We start from the raw sequence: 22,477 nt of genomic DNA on the forward strand, positions 1-22,477 counted from the left end.
GCATAACTGAATATCAGAATTGGAGATCTAAACTAAAAATCTGAGCAAAAAATCGTAACTGAAAATAAGAACTAAAAAGAGGAAGAAGAAACAATAAACCTTTAATCCATTCCGGATAATATTTCAATATGGGATTCCCGAAGTACCTGAAACGTTACTTCAAGGTGCAAAAAGATGAAACGCCTGCCCTCTTCAAGATAACAGAAAGAGTTCCTGTCGAGTTTGACCCGGGCATGCAGCTTGAAGAACTCAGGAAAATTCACGAGAAAGAAATCGAAGAATACCGAAAATTCAGGGAAAATCTTGAAATCGAAGCCGCAGAAGCTCTTGCTTATAAGGATACGGCTGACAGGTTAACGTTTTTTACTGAAAGCTTCCTGGAAATGCCGAAAGCCAGTCCCTCCCTCCTCGACCTTAAGGTTGAAATCGTGGACAGGATGCTGGAGAAGTGCCACTGCTGCGGATGGCGCTGTGAGGTTAACAGGAAAACAGGTGAAAAAGGTTTCTGCAGGCTGACAGATCTCTCAAATTATGCCTCCGAGTTCCTGCATATGGGAGAAGAGCCAGAACTTGTGCCCTCTCATACGATATTTTTTACGGGCTGTACCTTCGCCTGCGTATACTGCCAGAACTGGGATATTTCAACCTGCCCTGATTCCGGAACCCGTATCGAACCCAGGAAACTTGCAAAGTTAATAGACCTGCGCAGAATGCATGGAGCAAGGAATGTAAATTTCGTAACTCCTACCCCACACACACATACTGCACTGAAAACTATCCGTGAAATCTCTGTAAACACGCCTGTAATCTGGAACTCAAATATGTACCATTCCCGGGAAATTGCAGAAATGCTCGAAGGGGTTGTGGATGTCTACCTGGGGGATTTCAAGTACGGAAACAATGAATGTGCCCGGAGATATTCAAAGATAAAAAATTATCTTGAAGTCGTGCAGCCCAATTTCGAATTCGCCTACAAGACCGCAGAAGTCCTTCTTCGTCACCTGGTTCTCCCCGGCCACCTAGAGTGCTGTACAAAGCCTATTGCAGAATGGGTCGCAAAGAATATCCCGCAAATCAGGTTCAACCTTATGTTTCAGTACAGGCCGTGTTACCGGGCTATGGAGTATCCGGATCTTGGACGCCACCTGACCCCGGAAGAAGAAGCCAGGGCAATCGAGATTGTAAGAGAAGCAGGAATTGAAGATTTACTATTTTAAAATTGAATAATTGTTTAACTATTATAGAAAAAACGGTATGGTAAATGGTACCATAAATGGTACCATAAATAGTATACAGATAATACAGCAGATAATGAAAAAGACAGCGAGTCTAGTAACATAGAGAAATATGAGTGGATTTTTTAATTGCCAATTATTTATGGGAACCTTCTTTTTTGAAGCCGGATATCAAGGTTTTTCGACAAAATGAACTTCTGTTTTGTTATTTTTGTACTTACAGCGCTGTTAGCGTTGATTATTTTCGTTGTTTTCTGTCCTCAGGTTGTCTTGATAGGAATGAATAACTCCTCCGCTATTTCGTCCTGTTCCAAGATGCCCTGCTAAAAACAGATAATTCCTCTATTTTCTCGTTCCAGTCAGGAAATTCCTCTATCTTTTTTACCTTTATGTCTTTTGCCAGCTCATACCAGAGTACAAAAAAATAAGCATTGCCTGGTCCTATCTCAGAAGAATTACGATTGCACCATTTATAACATTAATAGTTATTATATCCTTAATTACATGCGAGACACAAAGGATGTAACTAACATAACTGTAAACCAACTGAAGTGTTTGAGAGAATCTACAATTGTAAAAAAGAAGCAGAAGAACTAGCAAATGGAATGGATATTGATGTCAAAGAACTTTACAAAGCTTTGTATGAATGTTCAGAAAACACAGCAGTAAACAACATTGGACTTCAAAATAAGGGAGAAAAATACCCAGATAAAGAAAAATAAAATAAGAAGAATAAAAATAAAATAAGAAGAATAAAAATAAAATAAGAAGAATAAAAATAAAATAAGAAGAATAAAAATAAAATAAGAAGAATAAAAATAAAATAAGAAGAATAAAAATAAAATAAGAAGAATAAAAATAAAATAAGAAAAGCTAATAAGAAAAACTAAAGTTCAGAGGAGGTTTAGTAACCTTTATTGAACCTTATACAATCCGCAGTGTACTGCCGTTTAAATCCTGGACATTATTGCATGATATTTATATTCATAATACATTGATTGCACATAGCGCATCTCAAAACCATGCTTATTTGCGATTCTCTGAAGTTTATAAGGGTTATGGGAAAAACCGTAAATGTTTCTTGGGCGGTTTTTTAAAGTTGCCGATACTGAATACCGGAAGTCGCACCATATCCTGTATAGGGCTTTCAAGACTCCTGCTTTCGGTGCAAATAACCCTAATTTCCATAATGGATATAGTCGGGGATCCAGTATGTCAAAAAAGACTATTTTACCATCGGTATTGAGATATTTTGATGCATTGGCAATAAAGGCATCAATCTCTTGAAATGTTAAGTACTGGATTACTCCGGCTGCAGTTATCCGATCAAAGGTGAATTGCAGATTATCCCAGATAGTTTCGTGGTTAGCAAGGATCAGGTCGATGTTATTGCATTGCTTTTCCTTGATCCTTTTATCTGCTTCTCTAAGCATGGATGGGGAAAAATCCACTCCTACAAGCTTTTCATACTCAGGAGCATAGTATGTCAGGAGTTCTGCAGAGCCGCATCCGAAGTCGAGAAGGGTTTTGCCTCCATCAAGGTGAAATAATTTTTCCCTGGCTTCCATGGCAAGAAATTCTTCAGTTGAATACCTGTGCCCTCCATGTGTCTTATCCTTAAAAAAATCTTCCCAGATATTTATCGGCTTTGCATGAATTTTTTTCATCCTCTCCCTGCTTTCTACTTCCATACCCCTTCTTCCTGTATTATTTTTCTTAAAATTAAATTTTAGAAATATCATTAGTCAATTATATTAGCTGTAATAAAATGACCAGCAATCTCCAAATTATTTAATTCAAACCGCAAAATAGTGTATTCTGTTTTTTCGGGAAGATCTGAAAGCCTTTCTGCTTAAGACCAGTACACTATTTTTCTTTACCCACCCTTAATACTTCTAATTAATAATATAATATATATTTAATCCTTGAAAAAATAATGTCACTGAAAAATTCTTAAGTCAAAAATAAAACCCCTGAGTCTTTAGCCGGAGGATATAAGAGTCTATTTCCTCACGTTCTCCTATTAAAGAATCTCCAGTTAAAAACTGAATCTCTTATCTTTATCTAATGTTCTTAGAAAAAGTAGCAAGAACACTAGAATAAACTAAGTTTGCAGGAAAAGGCTTAAGTTAAGAAACTGACCTGTGGAAAAACCTGAAGTCCTCGCAACAGTTCCCCTGGTTCACTTAAGCTCAGAACAGAGTTAAAGGTGAGGCATCTGCGCTATAGTATTTCCAGTTAGGATTTTTGGTTATTTTTTGTGATATCTGGTAACGATTAAAGGCTGGAAAAAAACTATTCTAGCATCCATTTCCACACAGGCTTGACCAGAATTATTTTCTTTCCGCTCTTGCTTTCAACTTTTACGATCTCCTCATCATCCATTGTCAGAATAAGCCCTTTTTCAAGACCGTATTCTTCAAGCGCCTCTGTAAGTCCCAGAATTTCTCTTTCCCTGACTGCTGGGCTTCCGAAACAAACCGAGATCTGAATCGCAGCCGAGACTTTCTGGCTGTCCTTTTCCTTAATAATGAAATCACATTCTTTTCTGTTCTGGAAATAGAATACCTGTTTTTCCCTCCTCAGCAGTTCAAGGAGTACAAGGTTTTCAAATCTCAGCCCAAGGCTGTCAGGGTAACCGGGATATACTGCTTTGAAAAACCCTGTATCCCCTATGTAAACTTTACAGGAAGTTTCTTCAATACCGTCATCTTCCTGAAAAACATTAAGTTTTGGGATCCTGTACAGTAAAAAAATATCTTCCAGATAATCAAGATAGTTGTTTATGATCTCCTCATTCTCAATTCCACTCACTTTTTTTAAGGTATCGAGGGAGTATTCCGAAGCCATGTTCGAGATAAGGAATGTAGCGAGCTCTCTTAGCTTCTGGATATCATATCCGGCTACAGCCCCTTGTTGCAGACCTTCTTCAAAGTAGTCCCGGGAAAAACCTATATCACCATTTTTTATTACATCCGGGAAACCGCCACTTTCAAAGTATTGCAGGAACATGCATAATAGTTCATCGCTTCTGGAAGGGGTTAAAAAGCCTGGTTCCGGTATTCCTGTACCTTTAATCCGCAGGTATTCTTTAAAGGAGAATGGGAAGAGCCTTAGAACTTTTCCTCTTCCTTCAAACCTTGAGGAGAATTCATTTATTAATTTTAGTTTAGATGAAGTCAGGAAAATTCCTGCCCCCTGTGTGTGAAGCCTGTCAACCCAGTTTTCCCATTCTGGGAGATTGTGGATTTCATCAAGGAAGTAGAAAACCCGGGCTATTCTATCTTCAGTTTCCCTTTTACAAAGCTCAGCTGCAGTTTTCTCAATAGCCTGCAAACCCTCTGGTCCGATCCGCTGCATCCGACTGTCTTCAAAGTTGATATAGAGTTTTGCTCCATCCACAGAGCCTGCAATCTGACTCAGGAAAGAAGTTTTACCTGCGTGAGGAGGACCTGAGATGAGCTTGATTTCACTGCTTTCCACAGAACAGTGGGGGGAAATGTCACGGGGGACTAACTCTAGAAAATTTTGAAAAAAAGTCTGGTGACTGAGTATCAGGGGAAGAAGTTCTAGTTCTTGCATGTTACCAGAATAGTTTTCGAAGTGGAAATATATAATTTTTCTGGCATTAATAAACATCCTCACCCAATAATAACTCCTGGCACATAAGCTGAGAAAGCTGATAAAATCCGGAAGTGTCTTGCAGACCCGTGAGCCGAGAATTTCCATTTATGGAGAGGGCTTGCTATAAGCACCTGCTTGAGTCTGGTGTTAATACAATGGGGTTAAAATAAATTAATAGAAACATATAAATAAAGGAGTCGATTTGCCCCCTTTATAAAGTAAAAGTCGGGTCAACAGGCAGGAGTCAACCGACAGGTAAGGGTCAGGTCATTTCCTTGAGACTCTGTTAAAACTTTATTCCTTTTTCGGTTCATAAATCGTTTTTGTTTTCCCACAACGTGTACATACAAAATACTTTTCTTTCACATTCGAGGCGTAAATATTCAAGCCGCCGCTTCTTTTCCATTTATGCAGCCCTATAAAGCATAGGATTTTTTTCCTTTGAGATTTTCCGGAAACCTGGTACGGAGCTCTATACCCCAAGAATCCCACTCCTGTCTGCTCTTCTGGAGTTAAAGTTAATCGGTTTTGAATAGGATAACATCTCTCATCGGATTTTATATCATAATCGTTCTGCTACTTTTATAATCTTATTGTAAGTTTAAAAAATGAGATTTTTATAGAGCTAGATTTTTATAGAGTGTTTTTTTATTTAATAAGTTTGAAAAGAAAGGATTCTTACAATTTTTAAAATATTAATATTTATATAAAGAACTATATTTTTTAAAATAAGGAATTAATTTTATTAGAAAGACTGTTCTGAAGAACATGGATAATTAACCGCATGAAAATAAAGGCAGAGTCATCAATTCAAGCACGATATTAACTGGATCTATGTCATATGCTTTGAAAAGATGACTGCTGATATTCTTTCACATGTAATGGCTACTGGGTTCATTGATGGTAACTATATTTCAAACTTGTCAGGTATTCTTAACAGCAGCAGCTCTTTCGGAATTTGAAGCGGCGGAATTTGAACTTATTACAGAAGTCAAATCCGCGGCCACAGCCCCAGCCGCCAAAGCCGCCGCAACCGAACCATTTGCAGCGGTCAAAGTCTTTGAATCTACCAAAACATCCATCAAATCCCATTAGATTTTCCTCCTTGGTTTTACTTTATCTTTTTAATACCTCTTTTGTATCTGGTTTTGAATATCTGAGAAGGTGAAATTTTTTGCATAAGCATGTACGATCTTCGAATCAAGCTTTCTATCAACCCCCTCAGACCACCTATAAAACCCACAGGCAATTATTTCAAAAACCCCGGCAAGAGATTTTTCATTTAAACAAAGACTTGTTTAAATAAAATTGCCCGTGAGTCCAAATAAACATATAATTTGAAATTATATAATATTGCTAGAATAATTTCTCCTTATTATTGGTAGACCTAGAAAATCTGGGCAAATCATTGGCTGAAAAAACAGATTTACTCTTATATTTAATTTACAGAAGGGGTTTCTTATTTTCCTCGATAAAACCGGGATTTTTTGCCTGTAACTCAACTTTCATGAGAAAATAAAGTTTTTCTGACATAAACGATCCTTATTATCGGGCTAAACGCAATTACAGATTCTGAAAGCTATGGATTTTATTGAAAAATAACGAATCACTCTTTCTATTTGCGTAATACATAACTGTACTTCCTTTCTTTGTATGATAAATGCTTCGTATAGACCGCATACAGATAGCTCTAAAACAGCAGAGCCTTTATTTTCATTAGACTAAGCAGTTTCAAATCTTTTAGAAAAACGAGTAAGGGCCTGAGAAAGGATTGACGTAGTTTCCAGGTAAAAAGATATACTCTAAAATGATAATTGAATTTTGAGAGAAATAGAAATACATAGCCATAATTGAAAGAATTTTCCTGAAATTTATCTGCTATTCACTAAAAAAGGCTACATATTCCACTTCCCCGATTTTTTGGTTGAATAGTTTTTATCAATGTCTTTTCGACTTTTTACTTAAGGAGAAGACAAACTAAGTTTAGAGTACGCAATTTCAGAGTGTACACTACGATATACCATTCTCTAATTAGAAATTATCTACTCCCTAATTATATTATCGCATCCGGCAATTAACTTTACTCGATTCATTTTTAGAGATATCGATCTAACTTTAATTGCCAGAAAGTCCAATCAATAATATTACTTTAAATTATATAAATATAATAGAATAATAAATTCTTAATAAATAGAGATTAATAATCTCAATAAACACTGCACTGACAAAGTACTTTTAGCTTTACATTTAATTTGCAATTGCAATTTTTTAATGTATCTTGATAAAATCAGGAGTTTAGTATACAATTCAATATTTAGGCAAAAATAAAACCTGTATGGTATAAATATACTATAATCTCTAATTATAACCAATTTGGTGGCTCAAAACATATGCATTTAGTGAAAGAAATGTTGTTACTTATTTTGTTTTTAAACTCCGATACTCTAATGTCTTTGTTTAAAAGTTTGTTCCTAAAAGTTGATAATTCCTATAAATGGCGAATTTTCGATTTGACTTATTAATAAATTTAGGTATCTGTCAATGCACTGCACCCAAATCAGCCTGAATAGAAATCCTTCGTCCTCAAACACATGAGGATTATAGTTTCTAACTTATAGGTAAAAAATATATAGTCATCAACTCAGGAAAGGAAGATTAATCAGAAGCAATCTTCCCGCTTTGAGATGATGGCTGATATTGTTTTATCCATGTTTAATAGTTCTAGGGCTCAGTACTAAATTCTTAGCACCAACCGCCCCAGCCACAGCCACGGCCCCAGCGACGCCAGCCCCAGTCACGGCAGCCCCAGCCGCCCCATCCACAATTTCCAAACCACATTGTATTTACCTCCACAATTTTGCAGTTCTATTTGTTATTTTATATACTTTTCAAGTGTTGTACAGGTGGACTTTTTAGACTAGAGGATTGTACTTTCTAATCAAAAGTCCTCAACACCCCCATTCATACTTTCACAGCAATTTTAGAAATCATAGAGTTACTTGCTTCCTTTGGATAGGAACATTTTTGCCGTGAAAGTACGATTAAGCATAGAATTACAAATTATATAAAAAAGCTAGAATAACTGGCTCTGTAGAAATCCTTAATTTAATCCATAATAATTGTATTACTTTTTTGTTTATATTATAGACTATTAGTTTAACTTTTACTTCTTTTACTTGATTTCTAACCTTTCTTGCTCTTAATGTTTCTCCAAATTTTCTTTTTACAACAGATATTATTGTCTCTACTATATTCCTTCTATTGTATTTGATCTTATCAAAGTCTTTGTTTAATTGTTTTCTATATTTTCCGTTTATTCTCTTTCTTTTTCTTTCTCTCAAAGGTACTATTGAATCTGCTTTTATCTCTTCTCTTATTAGAGTATGAATTTCTTCGGAATCATATCCTTTATCCATCACATAACATTGAGACTTTCTTGACTTGTTTGATTGTCTTATCAGAGTCTTTGCATGCTTGACATCATGATCTGTTTTTTGGCTAATTTTCCATCCTAATATTACTTTTTTAATAGTGTCTACTGATATTGAAGTTTTAAGGAAGCTCCTTCGGAGCTTCCCTGTTCTCTTAGAATAATAATGACTTGCATAAGAACTCGTAAATCCTGTTGCATCAATTGCCGTAATGAGAACTTTTTCTCCATGTGAGTAAAATAGTTTTAGAGTTTTTGACAAAATTAGGTTAAACAATGAAGAGGGAATTCTGGACACAAACTTTTGAAGAGTAGTGTAATGAGGAACCTTATCAAGGTCAAGTTTTTCCTTTATACTGTTCATGAGGTCAACAAGTTCTACAAAGTCACGGTAGTCTGTACTTATATACTCCTTCAATAAAACAAGAACAAGAAGCTGATGTTGAGTATAAACACGTTTGGAATATTTGCAGGAGTAAAGGTTCAGTCTGGAAGACTGAACCGTTTTAAGACTGAGATCAATAAATTTAATATACTTATTTGATGACAATAGCAATTGCTCCTTTGTTTTTTGTGTGGACAAAAAAATTAAGGAGCATTTTTACAATTTTATTTTTATAATTTTTGGGTAAAAACAGAATTTAGAGGATTTCTACAGAGCCGAATAACTGTTTCTTAATATAAATAGTCTTAAGAAAACTGAATAAACCTTCTGTCAAAAAACAAGCTCACTTTTGCAGTTATTCTACAATATCTAATTCTATTAAAACTCTCAATAAATCAGGAATAATGATCTGTAAGTGATCTACGGTTTACTATTCAAGCAAAAAAAAGCAATCTTAAGAATAGTCGGGGATATATTCCTTGACTAATTTCAATTTGAAGCCTTAAGAGATTTGCATCTGGTTGGAAAGATTGCATGACTCTTTTTATTTCTAAACTTTATAACTTCAATTTTTCCTGTTCTAAGTAAAATATGCATATAAGCGGCGGCTATTCAATAGGATAAGTTTTTTGATTTAGTCCATGGATGAAAATAGACGAAGTCATAAGTTTATAGCAAACTATTATCTTTAACTGGATTAGTCTATTTTTAATATTTATGATTCTTATTAATTTTTTTGCCCATTTTAACTTCTTTTTTTTAACAGTATTCACTCCCGAATCATCAATAGCAAATACAGTAAGTTTGGCACTCCCATCCTTGAACTTCTTTGCAATAAAAACGCATCGGTTTCCACAACCAGGTTCTCAAAATTATCATCTTATCAAAAGACTGTCTGCATAGCTGCAGTAAAGAGTTTAGTACCTGGCTCGTATTTTTTTCAGTATATAAAATGCTATCCCATGAGCATGTATCAGGACTATGGGGATCTTTTCACAGGCAAGGATTTTGTTCTCAATATAATTTCAGGTTGCTTCAAGATCAGAAATATAACCTCGTGTGCGATGCCTTATCCATAAGAATTTTTATCTACATAGCCCCCTCTTTATTTCCTTATTCCGAGACTTGAGTCTGGCGCCTTTGACCGGATTGGGCAACCCTCGTAAATTAAATATAGATCAGGGATCCAGACGGTAACCTATTAAAACATGCACAGGCTTGAGGTCCCAATTCAATCTGTTCTACTGAGTGTATAAGGTTACCCTAGGGAAGTTAAGAAAAGGGCTGTGAGTGCTGAGAATCCAATCCTTTTCTGTAGTTAAACCCCAAGGTATTGGGAAGCATATTATGGTAAACAATTCAGATTTCCATAATCATCTCCAGAATTTCATTCGGGTTTATGAGCCTTAAAGTTCCCTCTTATTTTCCATACCAAGTTAGTGACTCAGATCAATAGTTTTCCAGGCCAGTGGCTTTCCAGATCAAATCCTGTGCATGAAACGGAAAACATCTTCATGCTGTACCTTGACCTCGACTCCAAGGCTCTTTCCCTCAGCATCCATAGCTTCCTGGAAAGCTGCAAGGTCAAAGTTCTCCTGTGGAGCTTCTGCAAGCATAATCATGGTAAAGATGCCCTGCATAATAGTCTGAGTGATATCAACAATGTTTACGTTGAAATTTGCCATCACAGTAGTGATCCTGGCAACAATTCCTACTCGATCACTGCCTATAACCGTAATAATGAAACGACTTGATGCCATCTTATATCTCCTGCTGCTCGGACTTTTTTCCTGCAAACTGATGCTTAAACGTTTAAATTGATAGATAAATGTGAGATTTTGCTCAGATTGAAGACCTGATACCTAATAAATTAAACTACTGTTTTAAAATAAATCAGCTCTGAGAACTGCTTATATTTAATTATTCTCAAAGGAAATTGATCTCAAAGGAAAATACCCTTAGATTAAAGTTTTTTAATGAAATGTTCTTAAGAATTATAAAGGAAAAGGAAGTTCAGTGATGCGAATGAAAGTTCAGCGCAAGATAAGTTAAAAACCAGATCTGGAATGATAAATTTTATTAAGCCTTGCCTGCAACTAAATAAAAAGATTTAAATGTAAAATTTCAAACCTTGCCTTTACAAACGAGTTCAATAATTTTCTCAGCAACTTCGTTAATATTTTCTTTTCCTTTAAGTTTTATTGAAAAATCAGCATATTTTCGGTACAGCGCCATCCTTTCTTCAAAAATTTCTTTCAGGCTCCTGTCCCTGAGTCCTACTATGCCTCTTTTTCTTGCATTGGGAAGCCTTCTTGTAATGCTTCTGAAGGAAGCATCCAGAAAAACTATTTTCGATATTTTCTTCAGATGTCCCATGGCTTTTTCGGAATAAACCACACTCCCGCCAGGGGAAATAATGCAACTGTCAACCTGGCCGAGCTTCAGGATAGCTTCTTCTTCAAGCCTGATAAGAGCCGAGTCCCCTTCATTATCAATCAGGGTCTGAAGGGGCATTCCTGTATTTTCCGTGATCAGGTGATCCACATCGATAAAAGTGTAGTCAAGGCGTTTTGCAAGTACTCTTCCGATAGTGCTTTTTCCTGCACCTGCCATCCCGATTAATGTTATGTTCATTGACGCACTCTTCTCAGTTCTAGAAATAAAGGAACCCGCTATTTGAAGTTTCCCGACACAAAGGCCAGAGAACTATAAATCATCCGGACAAGATATATTCTCCAGCTATATATAATGTACAACGTTGCCATTTATCCGAAAGGATCTATAATTAAGGTCAAGAACCCTTACTTTCTGTTACTATTTTAATTTATGCACTTATTGTATTTTCTCTACATGTTTGGTGAGGCTAAAAATAGTAGAGAGAGTTCATACCGTTAAGAGCAAAGTTTATTTTGAAATTGCTAAAAACTTTAATGGTGATAAAGTTTTAACAGATGGTGCTTCTACTCTTGCGTATAGCCTGCCAGGATATATACCATATCCTTCGGTAAATAAAATTGTAGGCTAAAGATTCCTGGGTAAAAAAGAAAAAATAGCTTGCCTGGATGTTAATATTCTGAGAGTTACCAATAGCACAAATAGAAATATGTATTTAAGAACGGTCATAAGGTTTATTAAAAATAAGGACATTATGAAAAAGCGTAAGTGACCTTAAAGATTAATTTAGAAGTAGATGGTAGGGTCGAGTCCCTATTCTCGTCCCTACCTGCGATCCAACCCAAAGATTAAGAGGAAACCCTATTACTCTTAATCTACATTCTATAGTGGTGTGGGGATATATATCATAACCGTCCCAAAAAAAAATTCTTAAGCCTAATTTTTAAGCATATCTTGCATTTTTTCTCCAGCAAAACTTTTAATTGCATTAAAATATTTAATCAAAATATGGAATTAAATACATAGAATTAAAATATTGATTGTTGATGAAATCAATATAATGAACTCCCGCTAAACTAAAGATTTAGCGGCTTTCTGAGTCATCCTTCCATTGAGGGCAAGTCCAAGCCGTTGGGAGCAAATACTTAGAATACAGGTTTTTATTTAAAAATAGAAATAAAGGATTTTTAGATTCAATGACAGAAGTTTAGAGGAATGATAGGAATCCACTTTTGGTCCGCGGATTCCTATCGATGATCCCAACCCCATAAGATTGAGAGAAAACTCAACAACTCTCAACCTGCACTTCTTAATATACTATTTTGAGATATATATTATAACCTATCTAAAAAATAATTTCCGATTGAATTTACTGAATATATGTATATTTTTTCTCCCTTTAAAAATTTTAATGAGACAAAAATAATGCCATACAATAAATGCATACATAAAAAAAGCAATTGAGACAATAGAAAATAAAAAGGGTTCACAAAACCCTTAAAAAATTCCAGCCGTTTGGAGCAAGTACTTTGAATAGACATTCAAGTAAGGTAAGACCTTAGAGGTGGGAAGCCGTTAAAACTTACAGAACTGTAACTCTGGGTATAGGCACCTGCCGTAAAGATATAAACCCGATTTCCTTCCCGCATTGTATGAGGAAAATTATACTTGTAATGTTCATAAAGAATATCCATGCTGTCGCAGGTCGGGCCTGCAAGGATTACTTCTTCAGCACAGCCCTTTTTATCGCAGAAGATAGGATATTTGATGCACTCATCAAGGGTTTCTATAAGGCCCCCGAATTTGCCGATATCGAGATACACCCATTTGTACTGGTTAAATCTGGCTTTCTTGGAGATCATCACAACTTCACTTACGATTATTCCGGCATTGGCGACAAGAGAGCGCCCGGGCTCTATGATAATTTCAGGTAACTCTTCCCCGAAGTCTTCATGCAAAAAACGTCGGATTTCCCGTGCATAAGTCTCTAAATCATGAGCCTGCGCCTGGTATTTTGCAGGAAAACCTCCACCGAGGTTGATCATCTTCAGATATATGCCCTTTTCAGCCACTGCCTCAAAAAGATACTTGCACTTGGAAATGGCATTGTCCCACTGACCAATGTCCCTTTGCTGGGAACCGACATGAAAAGAAAGCCCATATGGCTCAAGCCCCAGTTTTTCAGCTTTCAAAATAAGTTTATAAATCAGATCGGGATGCGAGCCGAATTTTCTTGAGAGAGGCCAGTCAGCCCCATCACTCTCAGTAAGGATACGGAAAAAGACTTTGGATCCTGGCGCTCTTCTGGCTAACTTTTTCAAATCGCTCTCAGAATCGGTAACATAAAGCCTCACCCCCTTTTCGTATGCGTACGCTATGTCCTTTTCCTTTTTGATAGTATTGCCGTAACTGATCCTTTCAGGCTCTACATCAAGCTTGAGAAGTTGATCAAGTTCGTAGATTGTTGCCACATCAAAATTCGAGCCTTTATTCTTCAGGGCAAGCACAACCTCATCCGTGGGGTTAGCTTTTACAGCATAATGAATTTTCGCAAAAGGCATGTGCTCTACCAGTTCTTCATAGCTTTGCTCTATTCTCTGCAGGTCAACGATTAAAAACGGGGTTTCTTTGTCACGGGAGAATTTTTTAATTCGGTTAAACTCGTCTCTTGAGATGAAATCCTCTAGTGGAAACTCGTAACGCTCTCTTCTCATATTTACTCCCTCTCTAAATGTGAAATGTTCCGCAATTAAACTTATGGAAAATTACTTGTTAATAATTTTTAGTATCTCACTATTTGTAATGATTATTAAGTTTATAATCAATTATTTTGGTAATGCGTGAAATAGAACGATTCAAATAGAATTTAAGGTATATAAAACTAATTGTTAATGAATAAAAAGACATAAAAATAGCTTAAACAATTAAATATTTGATATAATTCGTTATATTGTGGAAAGAAGCTTAATTAAAATGATTTTTTATATTAAAGACGACAAAAATCCTTTTAATCCTGCAGAAGAAACGAGAAATCGTAGATGGTCCAAAAATATGCATAGATAATTTTATCCCTAAAAGATGATATTAAGAATCTAAAGTCTAATAGAGACTCTATTAAACAGTTAAATATTGTTGGGAGACTTGTTTATCTGTATTTCCATCAGAAAACTATTATTAAGCCATTTTCACTGAAGCTCAAATTTACGAATTTCCTAATTAATTTTAATATGTATTGGACAGATGCTTCTTTCGGGTTCTGAGCAGTGCTATCAGAAGAGCGATTCCAGCAAGTACGAGACCATAAGTTATGACCACCAGGCTTAGCTGGAGAAAAAGAAATACCGTGGAGAGGGTACCAAGAAACGGGAGTAAGGGGAAATGCCCGATATTCAGGGGTACTTTATAAGGACGATTTCTGTCGGGGTCAGTATAACGAAGCTTTATCAGGGAAAGATTGACCATGAAAAAGACAATGAAGATCATGAAATTAGAAATATTTGCTACAACTGCAATATCCCTTAACAGCACAAACAGAGCTGAGAGGCAGACAACCCCGAAAATTGCGACCCACGGAGTATGGTAACTGCGGTGCACCCTGGAGAGACTTTCTGGAAGCGACCCTGCGTATGCCATGCCATAGACAATCCTCGACCCTCCAAGCAAAACCACAAGTACAGTATTCATAGTGGAAAAAAGGGCAATCCAGGACATAAGGACAAAAGCGTCATTCCCAAAAGAAACAGCCACAACATCAGCAAGCGGAACTCCTGAAAGTCCCAGAATCCGAAAATCGAGCACGCTTACGGCAGTTATTGCCACACATACATAAAGAAGAACCGTAAAAAATATGGCAATAAGCAGAGCTTTCGGAGTAGTTTTTTCAGCTTCTTTCGTTTCCTGAGACAATCTCACAATATCTTCAAACCCGAGAAACGCAAAAAAAATCAGAGTTGAAGCCTCAAAAACTCCTGCCAGATCAGGAGCCTCAAAATAATTTATCGTCCCAAGGTAGGGGAACCCGGTGTAAATGACAATTAAAAGCCCAGTTACTTCTAGGAGACTTATCATACTAGCCAGCCGGGCAGATTCCTTGATCCCATATACCATAATAAGGCTGAGAAAAATAAACAAGCCTATTACCCCTACTAAATACCCGCTTCCGAAAAGGCTGCTGAAATACCTGCCAAACCCCAAAGCAACCGCAGAGCTCGTTATTACTACATAACAGATAACGAGCAATCCAATAAATAGGCCAGTGCGTTCTCCGAAAGCTCTTTTTACAAATTCATACTCTGCTCCAGCTCTGGGATACATGGAAGAAAGCTCCATATAGCTAAGGGCGGAAAGTGCAGCCGCTGCTCCAGCAAAGAGAAAAGAAAACCAGACCATATTGCCTGCAAGCCCTGCAGCTCTTCCCATAAGTACATAAATCCCGGCTCCTAGAATATTACCAATTCCTACCAGAGTAATCTCTAGCAAATTCAATTCCTTTTTTAGCTCAGATTCCCCTTTCATAAGAAACCCCTGCGTCCAGAACTTGGGATTTAGGACAAAGATAATCTAAAAACTGGATAGACCTGTTAGAAAGACTATTTTCTGAAAGCTTATAATCAAGTCTACGTTACCTTTCTTTCCAAACTACCCTTTTATATAATGCTCTAGTCCCAATAAAAGGCTTAGTTTCCGGAAACAAATTTAAGTCCAGGCATTATGTCTGCAGTAAGCTTATGCATAATCGTAATCCTGACCTTCAGTAACTTATGTTGCTATTCTCCATTAATTTGTCAGATTTGCATGAAAAGAAAATAAAATGAAAATCGGAATTTCGATTCCCACCTTAAATGTAGCGCCGTAAATAGCTGCCAAAAAAGGTTGGTAAGGTCTCCAAACTGGATCAAATGCACTTTACGGACGAAAGGAGCCTTACAGGTACACTAAAAAAGGGTTCTCAAGATCTGAATGCAGAGACTTTTCAGGTTATGTTTTCATTTTTTGTGCAAGCTCTCGGCCAATATCCTCAATCTTTTTCAAATCTTCGTCTCTGGGCTTGCCCTTCACCTGAAGTGTTCCAACAACTTCCATCTTCGAAGGAACAAGAATATCCCCTGCCTGTTTCAAAGCTCCTCCGCCCCAGCCAAAGGATCCGAGTATGACCCCATACTTTGCAGGTGGATTGAGAGCTTTTACAAGGTAAGTGCCGTAAACAGCAAGAGGGTGCATGCCTGCAAGGACGGTGGGAGCCCCGAGGATAATAGCACGGGAGTCGACCAGTTCCCTTGCGATATCTCCTGTATCCGAGACTGCAAGGTCATACATCCTGACATCTATACCTTCTTTCATCAGCACTTCGGCAATAGTCCTAACCATAAGCTGTGTGGAACCCCACATACTCACATAGACAATAAGGGCTTTATTTTCTGTCTCTCCTGCTGTCCACTTTGCATAGGGCTCAAGTATACGCTGAGGATTTTTATAAATAGGTCCATGGCTCGGGGCAATAATTTCAATATTAAGGTCCTTTATTTTTTCAAGAGCCTTTGCTCCCATTTTCCCAAAAGGCATCATTATTTCCCCGTAATAGCGTTTTGCAAGAGGAATAAGGTCTTCCAGGTCTTCATCGTAAAGGCCCTGGGCTGTGTGAGCCCCGAAGAAATCACATGGGAAAAGTACCCTGTCTTCAGGCAGGTAAGTGAACATGGTTTCAGGCCAGTGAAGCCAAGGAGCTTCGATAAAGCGCAGGGTTTTGCCCCCTAGGTCAAGCGTATCTCCTTCGGCAACGACCTTAACCCGGCCCTCAGGCAGTTCATGATACAGGCTTGCCATCTTCACGCCTCTTTCCGTCGTAATAAGCACTGAGGCAGGAGCCCTATCCATGATATAACGAATAGCACTGGCATGATCTGGTTCGGCATGATTCATAATAAGGTAGTCCAGTTTTTCAAGACTGGAAACCATATTTATCTTCTTTTCGAACTCCTCTTCGAAACCAGGGTTCACGGTATCTATGAGAGCTACTTTTTCTTGTCCTTTCACAAGATAAGCATTGTAGCTCGTGCCCTGAGGCAGCGGAATCAAAGCATCAAACATTTGGCGGTTCCAATCTTTTGCCCCAACGTAGAATACGTCTCTGACAATCACAGGAATACTGTAAGTCTCCATATTTTTCCTCCATTCTTCCCAATGCATAAAATTGGCTCAAAATGGGAAGTAGATAAAATCTCCATCCACTTCTGCAATTTGAGAACTGAACTTATTTAATGGTTATATTGTATTCGTATGATATATTTATTAGGCAAAACCCTTAACTGACGAAACCTCAACGGAAGGAACTTTAACTGGCATCTCAATTTAATCATTAAATATAATTTTACTTGGAATTAAGAGTAGAGTTATGCCATCTCTATCCTTTTATTATTTTTTATAAAAAACAATAAAGGGAAAACTTTATATAGACAGCAGTAAGTTATCTCCTTCCTAGTAGGCAAGAGTTTTGAAAATTATGCCAATGAGGCTACCCGTGAGCCTGAAAATATTCGGAATTAACAAGGCTTTAACGTCCGAATATGCAGTAAAAAAGAAGGGATAATCATGAAACCATCATCTATAAAAATGAATCCTAATAAGCTGGTACAGTATCTCAACAAACCAGCAGATGAATTCACCAAAGAAGACATCATGAAGTTCATCAGGGAGAATGGCATAAAGATGCTCAACTTCCGTTATGCTGGCTGGGATGGGAGACTTAAAGCCTTAAACTTCATCATCAGGAGTGAAGAACACCTTGATACAGTACTTTCCACCGGAGAAAGAGTGGACGGTTCCAGCCTTTTCAAATACATTGAAGCTGACTCAAGCGACCTTTATGTCGTGCCTAAATACCGCACTGCTTTTGTAAATCCATTTGAAAAAATCCCGACCCTTGACTTACTCTGTTCATACTTTGATAAAGATGGGAATCCTCTTGCAAGCTCAGCCGAAAACATCATGAAGAAGGCTCACGATGTCCTTAAGGAGAGGACAGGATACGAGTTAAATGCAATGGCTGAACTCGAGTATTATATTATTTGCGACAAGGACAAGATTGACACTGACTTCCCGGCTGTTGACCAGAGAGGGTATCATGAGGCAGGCCCTTTCACAAAATTTGAGCAGCTCAGAAAGGATACAATGCTCGCTATTGCTGAAGCTGGGGGATTAATAAAATACGGGCACTCTGAAGTCGGAAATTTCACTGACGATAAATACTACTACGAACAGAATGAAATCGAATTCGAAACCACAAATATTGAGGACGCTGCTGACCGCCTGCTAATTGGAAAATGGATGCTCAGAATGATTGCAGCCCAGTATGGAGTCACTGTCAGCTATGCCCCGAAAATTACGGTCGGAAAAGCAGGCAGTGGACTGCATATCCACATGAAGCTCATGAAAGACGGCAAGACTGCAACTGTTGACGATGAGGGAAAGTTGAGTGATTCTGCAAAGAAAGCAATCGCTGGCTGCCTGGATGTTGCTTCAGCGATTACCGCCTTTGGGAACACGATTCCGACATCCTACCTGCGCCTTGTACCTCACCAAGAAGCTCCAACGAACATCTGTTGGGGAGACAGAAACCGCTCTGCACTTATTCGAGTGCCTCTTGGGTGGTCCGGTGATGCAAGCAAAATGATTACCATTGCAAACCCGAACTATTCTGAAGATCTCAAGGATTATCACGGCAAACAGACGTATGAATTCCGTGCTGCAGACGGCTCTGCTAACATTTATCTCCTCCTTGCCGGACTTTGTGTTGGTACCCGCCATGGTCTTGAGATGGATAATGGTCTTGATCTTTCAAATAAACTTTACATTAATGTGAATATCTTCAAGGATGAACACAAAGACAGGCTTGCCGAGCTAGAACACCTGCCTGCCTCCTGTTACGAGTCAGCCCAGGCTCTGAAAGAAAAGAAAGAGATCTTCATGAAATACGATGTATTTACTGAAGGCATGATTGAAGGGATTGTCAGCAACCTTGAAAATTACAACGACTACCAGCTCAGTGAGAGGCTCTACGGCAATAACGGAGAAATCAGGAAACTTGTGGACCAGTACATCCACATTGGCTGAGACTGTTTCAACATTTTAAGAAGCGTTTCCTGTTCTGGAAAACACAGATCCCTGCTTCTCAGAAAGCAGGAATCTGCCCAAAACAATTTTCTTAAAAAACTCATTTTCTATAGTTTCAGGAAATTAACCTTTTATTGCTTTTGATACCAACTTCTTCATTTTTTTACTCAATGTTTCTTACTACTTTTGACTTCAGGCTTCTTCACAACTTTTTCACTTAAGGTTTTCTTTACCCCAGTTCTTACCTGACTCTCATCCAGTGAGTTTATTCATTCTAGTTTTACCCCTTCTGACTTTTCAGCACTGCTTTGCACAGACACTTCAAGTTTTATATCCAGAGCTGAAATTCAGGGTTTATTTTATTTATCTTAACGAAATCTATAGGTAGCGTAAAGCGATAGAACCTGAATTAAGTATCCGAATTGATCAGAAATGAAAAATAATAGCAATCCAGAAAAACCCATTAAAAAAGATAGAGACCTCCCTAAAAACTCTGTTCCAAAAATAACCATAATAAGTTCTGCTCCTGACCTTGCCAGCCAGAATATTAAAGCCCATCTCCTGAGCCTTGAGGAATGGGAAATTCTTGAACTCCCCGAAAATTCTGGATTCTCTGCTGCCAGGGAATCAAGGGATGGAAGATTCAGGCTTATCGAAATCGAAGAGATGCATGTCTTTCAGGACAGGCTCGACAGAAGACTCGAAAACATAGGGCTGCCAGCCTCTCTTATAATTTTTGCATCCAAACACCGGAGTAAAGAGGGAATTTCTTCCCTGACTGTACATTGCACAGGAAATCCCTCAGATGAAGCAAGGCTTGGAGGCTGCCCTAAATCCCTTGCGGTTTCCTCCCCGGCTGCCATGAAATCCATTCTTATGGAAATGAAGCGTCTAGTTGAGCAAAAAGATCTGAAGTATGATGTTACCCTCGAAGTGACCCACCACGGGCCCACAGAACTTTCCGTTCCGTCGCTTTATACCGAAATTGGGAGCACCGAGGTGCAGTGGAAAGATCCTGATGCAGGCGAGGTTGCTGCAAAAGCCATCCTTGCAGTATCCCTTGAGAAAGTGCCTACTGCTATCGGTTTTGGAGGCGGGCATTATGCCATGCGCCAGACAGGACTTCTACTTGAAACCGGAATCTCTTTCGGGCATAATTTTCCCAAATACCAGCTTGAATTCGTGGACGAAGCCCTGATAAGGCAAGCGGTAGATAAATCTGAAGCTGATTTTGCTTATTTTGACCGGAAATCCATGAAAAGCAAAGACAAAAACAGAATTTCTGAAATCCTTGAGAAACTGGGGCTCAAAGTCCTTAAAGAATCCGAGATCAGGGAACAGTATGGGCATGAGAATTGATAGTATAATAAATTACATAAGATAACTGCTGATTTTGGGGGACAATATTTTAACTTAGATATTTAGCCGCAATTCATTGACAGCATTCCTCATGGCAAGTATCAACAATTTTCATGAAATAAGTAAATCCCTTCTTCTTTCTCCCAAATCTCACTTTCTATTTTATTTTACTTATAAACATTCTGTTTGCGTAAAAACACAGCCAGTAGCCATCTTTACTCATATTTAATTGACAGTTTTACATAAAAGCTGTGAGAATACTATTTTTGAGAAATTTGAGGAACATAATACTTGGAAAAAATAATGAAAAACAGTAGAAAAATGAGCCTAGAGATCCCATATTCCAGAAAACCATTACTAAGCTCTTTTTCCAGTCATTCGCAATGTTTTTACACATCCGTAAATTTTGTCTAAGCTTATTGCTTCAGTTTCATCGGTTCTCCGCAACATGTTACATCGCCTGTACAGCAGGCGTCTGTGGCGCAGGAAACGTCTCCACATTCTTTTACGACCTCAAGCTCAAAACCGCATCTTTCACAGCGAAGAACCTGACCCATTTTCAAATCTCCACAATTCATCTTCATACCACCTCAATTGCTTGATAGAAAAGGTATGTAATTTAGGTTCAAACTGCTTTTGAAACAATGTTTCTGAACACTGGTCTGTAAGGAACATGGAGATAAGTGCTCAAACTTGCTTCTGGACTTCATTAATTAATTGTGCCGTCTTGACCGTGTTTCCAATAGAAACAAGATATATAATGAACGATAGGAACCATCCAATTACAGGAATAAAGAACATTGCAACTGTACATATAGACGTAGCCAGTGCTTTTTTATCTTCAGCAACGTACACATACCCCCATCCGGGCACAAGAGATAACAGGAACGCCAGAGCCACAACTTTTTGACCCTTCTCCTTCTCGATTTCACGACATTCTGGACAGAACGTGCTCCTTTTTCCCACATATTCTAACGTTTTAAAACAGTTAACACAATACGAATATTTAGATTTCACAACACCCACTAATTTTGTCGGTTTATCTTCCCAGTTAGTATACATATGCCCCAAGTTGAATACCACCTTTAAATAAAGTATATATATTAAAACTCATGAATGTATAAAAAAGTGATGTACATAAAAAATTATATTCAGGAAGTATTAAACATTAGTATTATGAGTTTGCTGTAAATTGAGAGTCAATGTTTTGTATACTGTGTATAAATTCGTTCTTTGATGTTGGTGAAATCTACTGCAGAATAACTTATTGAGTTTACGATTTTACAGAAATTTAAGTACATTGCCAAAAAAAAGGCTTGAGCGCAAACTTTTTTTTGAAAAAGTTTGATCAAAAACGGCGTTGTCGGCGAGATCAAGCGATGCCACGCTTGCCGCTCAATGATTTCGATGCGCGGTTTATTGGGTGCAGAAGTTCTGGCTAAAGGGGGGTTGACCGAAAATTATATAATTAGGGAAACCCTAACTAACAATCAGATCGAGAATGAGGGAGAAAAAAGAGCATTTGTTCATAATTTTTGAAAAACTGATCAAAATTAAAAGTGAATGCTCTTCTCAAATCTTCTCAGAGTGTGGGCTATCGGATCTTACGCTCAAGCAGATCGAATATTTAAAAACCATTGATGAATACGAGGAAGTAACATTTAGCAGGCTTGCTAAGATCACAAGCAACTCAAAGCCCACCATCACCGAGATGATTAATAAATTTGTCAAAATGGAGTGTGTCTACAGGGAGAGATCCCAGAACGATGGTAGAATTTTTTACATTCGTCTTACAGAGAAAGGGCAGACGATAGCCCACGCTGAGGAGCACGCTTTATTGCAGGTTATCGAGAGGATAGCAAATTCGCTGGATGAGAAAGAGATGGACATGCTTATCAAAATTCTGGGAAAGATAAGGTAATTTTTTTTGTCCTCAAAAAT

General features: G+C 37.8%; 17 protein-coding genes. 5 read left to right on the plus strand and 12 right to left on the minus strand.

Features of this window, described 5'->3' with window-relative positions; genetic code table 11:
• The first annotated feature begins 128 nt into the window (after window positions 1–128).
• Both AOB57_RS14080 and AOB57_RS14085 read left to right on the plus strand, forming a co-directional pair.
• Window positions 129–1,217: a radical SAM protein gene (locus AOB57_RS14080; protein ID WP_054298233.1), complete on the plus strand. Its 1,089-nt coding sequence runs from the start codon at window positions 129–131 to the stop codon at window positions 1,215–1,217.
• Window positions 1,218–1,786: 569 nt separating this feature from the next.
• Window positions 1,787–1,957, plus strand: coding sequence for a hypothetical protein (locus tag AOB57_RS14085; protein WP_167829645.1), 171 nt, complete (start codon window positions 1,787–1,789; stop codon window positions 1,955–1,957).
• Between the two features lie 228 nt (window positions 1,958–2,185).
• Here AOB57_RS14085 and AOB57_RS14090 read toward each other — a convergent pair whose 3' ends face one another.
• The 10 genes from AOB57_RS14090 to AOB57_RS14135 all read right to left on the minus strand — a co-directional run bounded on the left by AOB57_RS14090 (window position 2,186) and on the right by AOB57_RS14135 (window position 17,227).
• On the minus strand, window positions 2,186–2,926 hold the full coding sequence (locus AOB57_RS14090) for a class I SAM-dependent methyltransferase (protein ID WP_054298234.1): 741 nt from the start codon (window positions 2,924–2,926) through the stop codon (window positions 2,186–2,188).
• A gap of 604 nt (window positions 2,927–3,530) precedes the next feature.
• Window positions 3,531–4,718, minus strand: coding sequence for an ATP-binding protein (locus AOB57_RS14095; protein WP_226999545.1), 1,188 nt, complete (start codon window positions 4,716–4,718; stop codon window positions 3,531–3,533).
• Between the two features lie 435 nt (window positions 4,719–5,153).
• Window positions 5,154–5,342 carry a hypothetical protein gene (locus AOB57_RS14100; RefSeq protein ID WP_054298235.1) on the minus strand — a complete coding sequence of 63 codons (189 nt, stop codon included), beginning with the start codon at window positions 5,340–5,342 and terminating at the stop codon, window positions 5,154–5,156.
• A 450-nt stretch (window positions 5,343–5,792) separates the two neighbouring features.
• Complete coding sequence (locus AOB57_RS14105) at window positions 5,793–5,951, minus strand: hypothetical protein (RefSeq protein WP_167829646.1); 159 nt, start codon at window positions 5,949–5,951, stop codon at window positions 5,793–5,795.
• Between the two features lie 1,961 nt (window positions 5,952–7,912).
• Complete coding sequence (locus AOB57_RS14110) at window positions 7,913–8,839, minus strand: IS5 family transposase (protein WP_167829647.1); 927 nt, start codon at window positions 8,837–8,839, stop codon at window positions 7,913–7,915.
• 1,316 nt (window positions 8,840–10,155) lie between these two features.
• Window positions 10,156–10,434 (minus strand): ACT domain-containing protein, encoded by a 279-nt coding sequence (locus tag AOB57_RS14115; protein ID WP_054299991.1) that lies wholly within the window; start codon window positions 10,432–10,434, stop codon window positions 10,156–10,158.
• Between the two features lie 364 nt (window positions 10,435–10,798).
• Window positions 10,799–11,308 (minus strand): shikimate kinase, encoded by a 510-nt coding sequence (locus AOB57_RS14120; protein WP_054299990.1) that lies wholly within the window; start codon window positions 11,306–11,308, stop codon window positions 10,799–10,801.
• Window positions 11,309–12,609: 1,301 nt separating this feature from the next.
• Window positions 12,610–13,782, minus strand: coding sequence for a type III PLP-dependent enzyme (locus tag AOB57_RS14125; RefSeq protein WP_054299989.1), 1,173 nt, complete (start codon window positions 13,780–13,782; stop codon window positions 12,610–12,612).
• A gap of 508 nt (window positions 13,783–14,290) precedes the next feature.
• A complete protein-coding gene (locus tag AOB57_RS14130; RefSeq protein ID WP_054299988.1) occupies window positions 14,291–15,583 on the minus strand; it encodes an APC family permease in 1,293 nt (430 codons plus the stop codon).
• Window positions 15,584–16,045: 462 nt separating this feature from the next.
• Window positions 16,046–17,227, minus strand: a complete 1,182-nt coding sequence (locus AOB57_RS14135; protein ID WP_054299987.1) for an FprA family A-type flavoprotein — start codon at window positions 17,225–17,227, stop codon at window positions 16,046–16,048.
• A 429-nt stretch (window positions 17,228–17,656) separates the two neighbouring features.
• Here AOB57_RS14135 and AOB57_RS14140 point away from each other — a divergent pair, with 429 nt between their 5' ends.
• Complete coding sequence (locus AOB57_RS14140; protein WP_054299986.1) at window positions 17,657–19,177, plus strand: glutamine synthetase family protein; 1,521 nt, start codon at window positions 17,657–17,659, stop codon at window positions 19,175–19,177.
• A 432-nt stretch (window positions 19,178–19,609) separates the two neighbouring features.
• Window positions 19,610–20,536 carry a D-aminoacyl-tRNA deacylase gene (locus AOB57_RS14145; protein ID WP_054299985.1) on the plus strand — a complete coding sequence of 309 codons (927 nt, stop codon included), beginning with the start codon at window positions 19,610–19,612 and terminating at the stop codon, window positions 20,534–20,536.
• Between the two features lie 416 nt (window positions 20,537–20,952).
• On the opposite strand, the gene AOB57_RS14150 is transcribed toward AOB57_RS14145, so the two are convergent.
• Together AOB57_RS14150 and AOB57_RS14155 are read right to left on the minus strand one after the other, a co-directional pair.
• Window positions 20,953–21,114 (minus strand): hypothetical protein, encoded by a 162-nt coding sequence (locus tag AOB57_RS14150; RefSeq protein WP_167829648.1) that lies wholly within the window; start codon window positions 21,112–21,114, stop codon window positions 20,953–20,955.
• A 109-nt stretch (window positions 21,115–21,223) separates the two neighbouring features.
• The gene (locus AOB57_RS14155) at window positions 21,224–21,607 is read right to left on the minus strand and encodes an RING finger protein (RefSeq protein WP_054299984.1); all 384 of its coding nucleotides are present in this window, start codon (window positions 21,605–21,607) and stop codon (window positions 21,224–21,226) included.
• 430 nt (window positions 21,608–22,037) lie between these two features.
• Between AOB57_RS14155 and AOB57_RS14160 the strand changes: the two genes are divergently transcribed.
• Window positions 22,038–22,457, plus strand: coding sequence for a MarR family winged helix-turn-helix transcriptional regulator (locus tag AOB57_RS14160; protein WP_054299983.1), 420 nt, complete (start codon window positions 22,038–22,040; stop codon window positions 22,455–22,457).
• Window positions 22,458–22,477: the final 20 nt, after the last annotated feature.

This window comes from Methanosarcina flavescens (assembly GCF_001304615.2).
GTDB lineage: Archaea > Halobacteriota > Methanosarcinia > Methanosarcinales > Methanosarcinaceae > Methanosarcina > Methanosarcina flavescens.

What these genes read in the sequence shown, in the direction of transcription:
- AOB57_RS14120 (WP_054299990.1), bottom strand. Translation starts at nt 11,308, where the DNA reads ATGAACATAACATTAATCGGGATGGCAGGTGCAGGAAAAAGCACTATC.
- AOB57_RS14145 (WP_054299985.1), top strand. Translation starts at nt 19,610, where the DNA reads ATGAAAAATAATAGCAATCCAGAAAAACCCATTAAAAAAGATAGAGAC.
- AOB57_RS14140 (WP_054299986.1), top strand. Translation starts at nt 17,657, where the DNA reads ATGAAACCATCATCTATAAAAATGAATCCTAATAAGCTGGTACAGTAT.
- AOB57_RS14090 (WP_054298234.1), bottom strand. Translation starts at nt 2,926, where the DNA reads ATGGAAGTAGAAAGCAGGGAGAGGATGAAAAAAATTCATGCAAAGCCG.
- AOB57_RS14160 (WP_054299983.1), top strand. Translation starts at nt 22,038, where the DNA reads ATGAGGGAGAAAAAAGAGCATTTGTTCATAATTTTTGAAAAACTGATC.
- AOB57_RS14080 (WP_054298233.1), top strand. Translation starts at nt 129, where the DNA reads ATGGGATTCCCGAAGTACCTGAAACGTTACTTCAAGGTGCAAAAAGAT.
- AOB57_RS14125 (WP_054299989.1), bottom strand. Translation starts at nt 13,782, where the DNA reads ATGAGAAGAGAGCGTTACGAGTTTCCACTAGAGGATTTCATCTCAAGA.
- AOB57_RS14130 (WP_054299988.1), bottom strand. Translation starts at nt 15,583, where the DNA reads ATGAAAGGGGAATCTGAGCTAAAAAAGGAATTGAATTTGCTAGAGATT.
- AOB57_RS14150 (WP_167829648.1), bottom strand. Translation starts at nt 21,114, where the DNA reads ATGAATTGTGGAGATTTGAAAATGGGTCAGGTTCTTCGCTGTGAAAGA.
- AOB57_RS14105 (WP_167829646.1), bottom strand. Translation starts at nt 5,951, where the DNA reads ATGGGATTTGATGGATGTTTTGGTAGATTCAAAGACTTTGACCGCTGC.
- AOB57_RS14115 (WP_054299991.1), bottom strand. Translation starts at nt 10,434, where the DNA reads ATGGCATCAAGTCGTTTCATTATTACGGTTATAGGCAGTGATCGAGTA.
- AOB57_RS14135 (WP_054299987.1), bottom strand. Translation starts at nt 17,227, where the DNA reads ATGGAGACTTACAGTATTCCTGTGATTGTCAGAGACGTATTCTACGTT.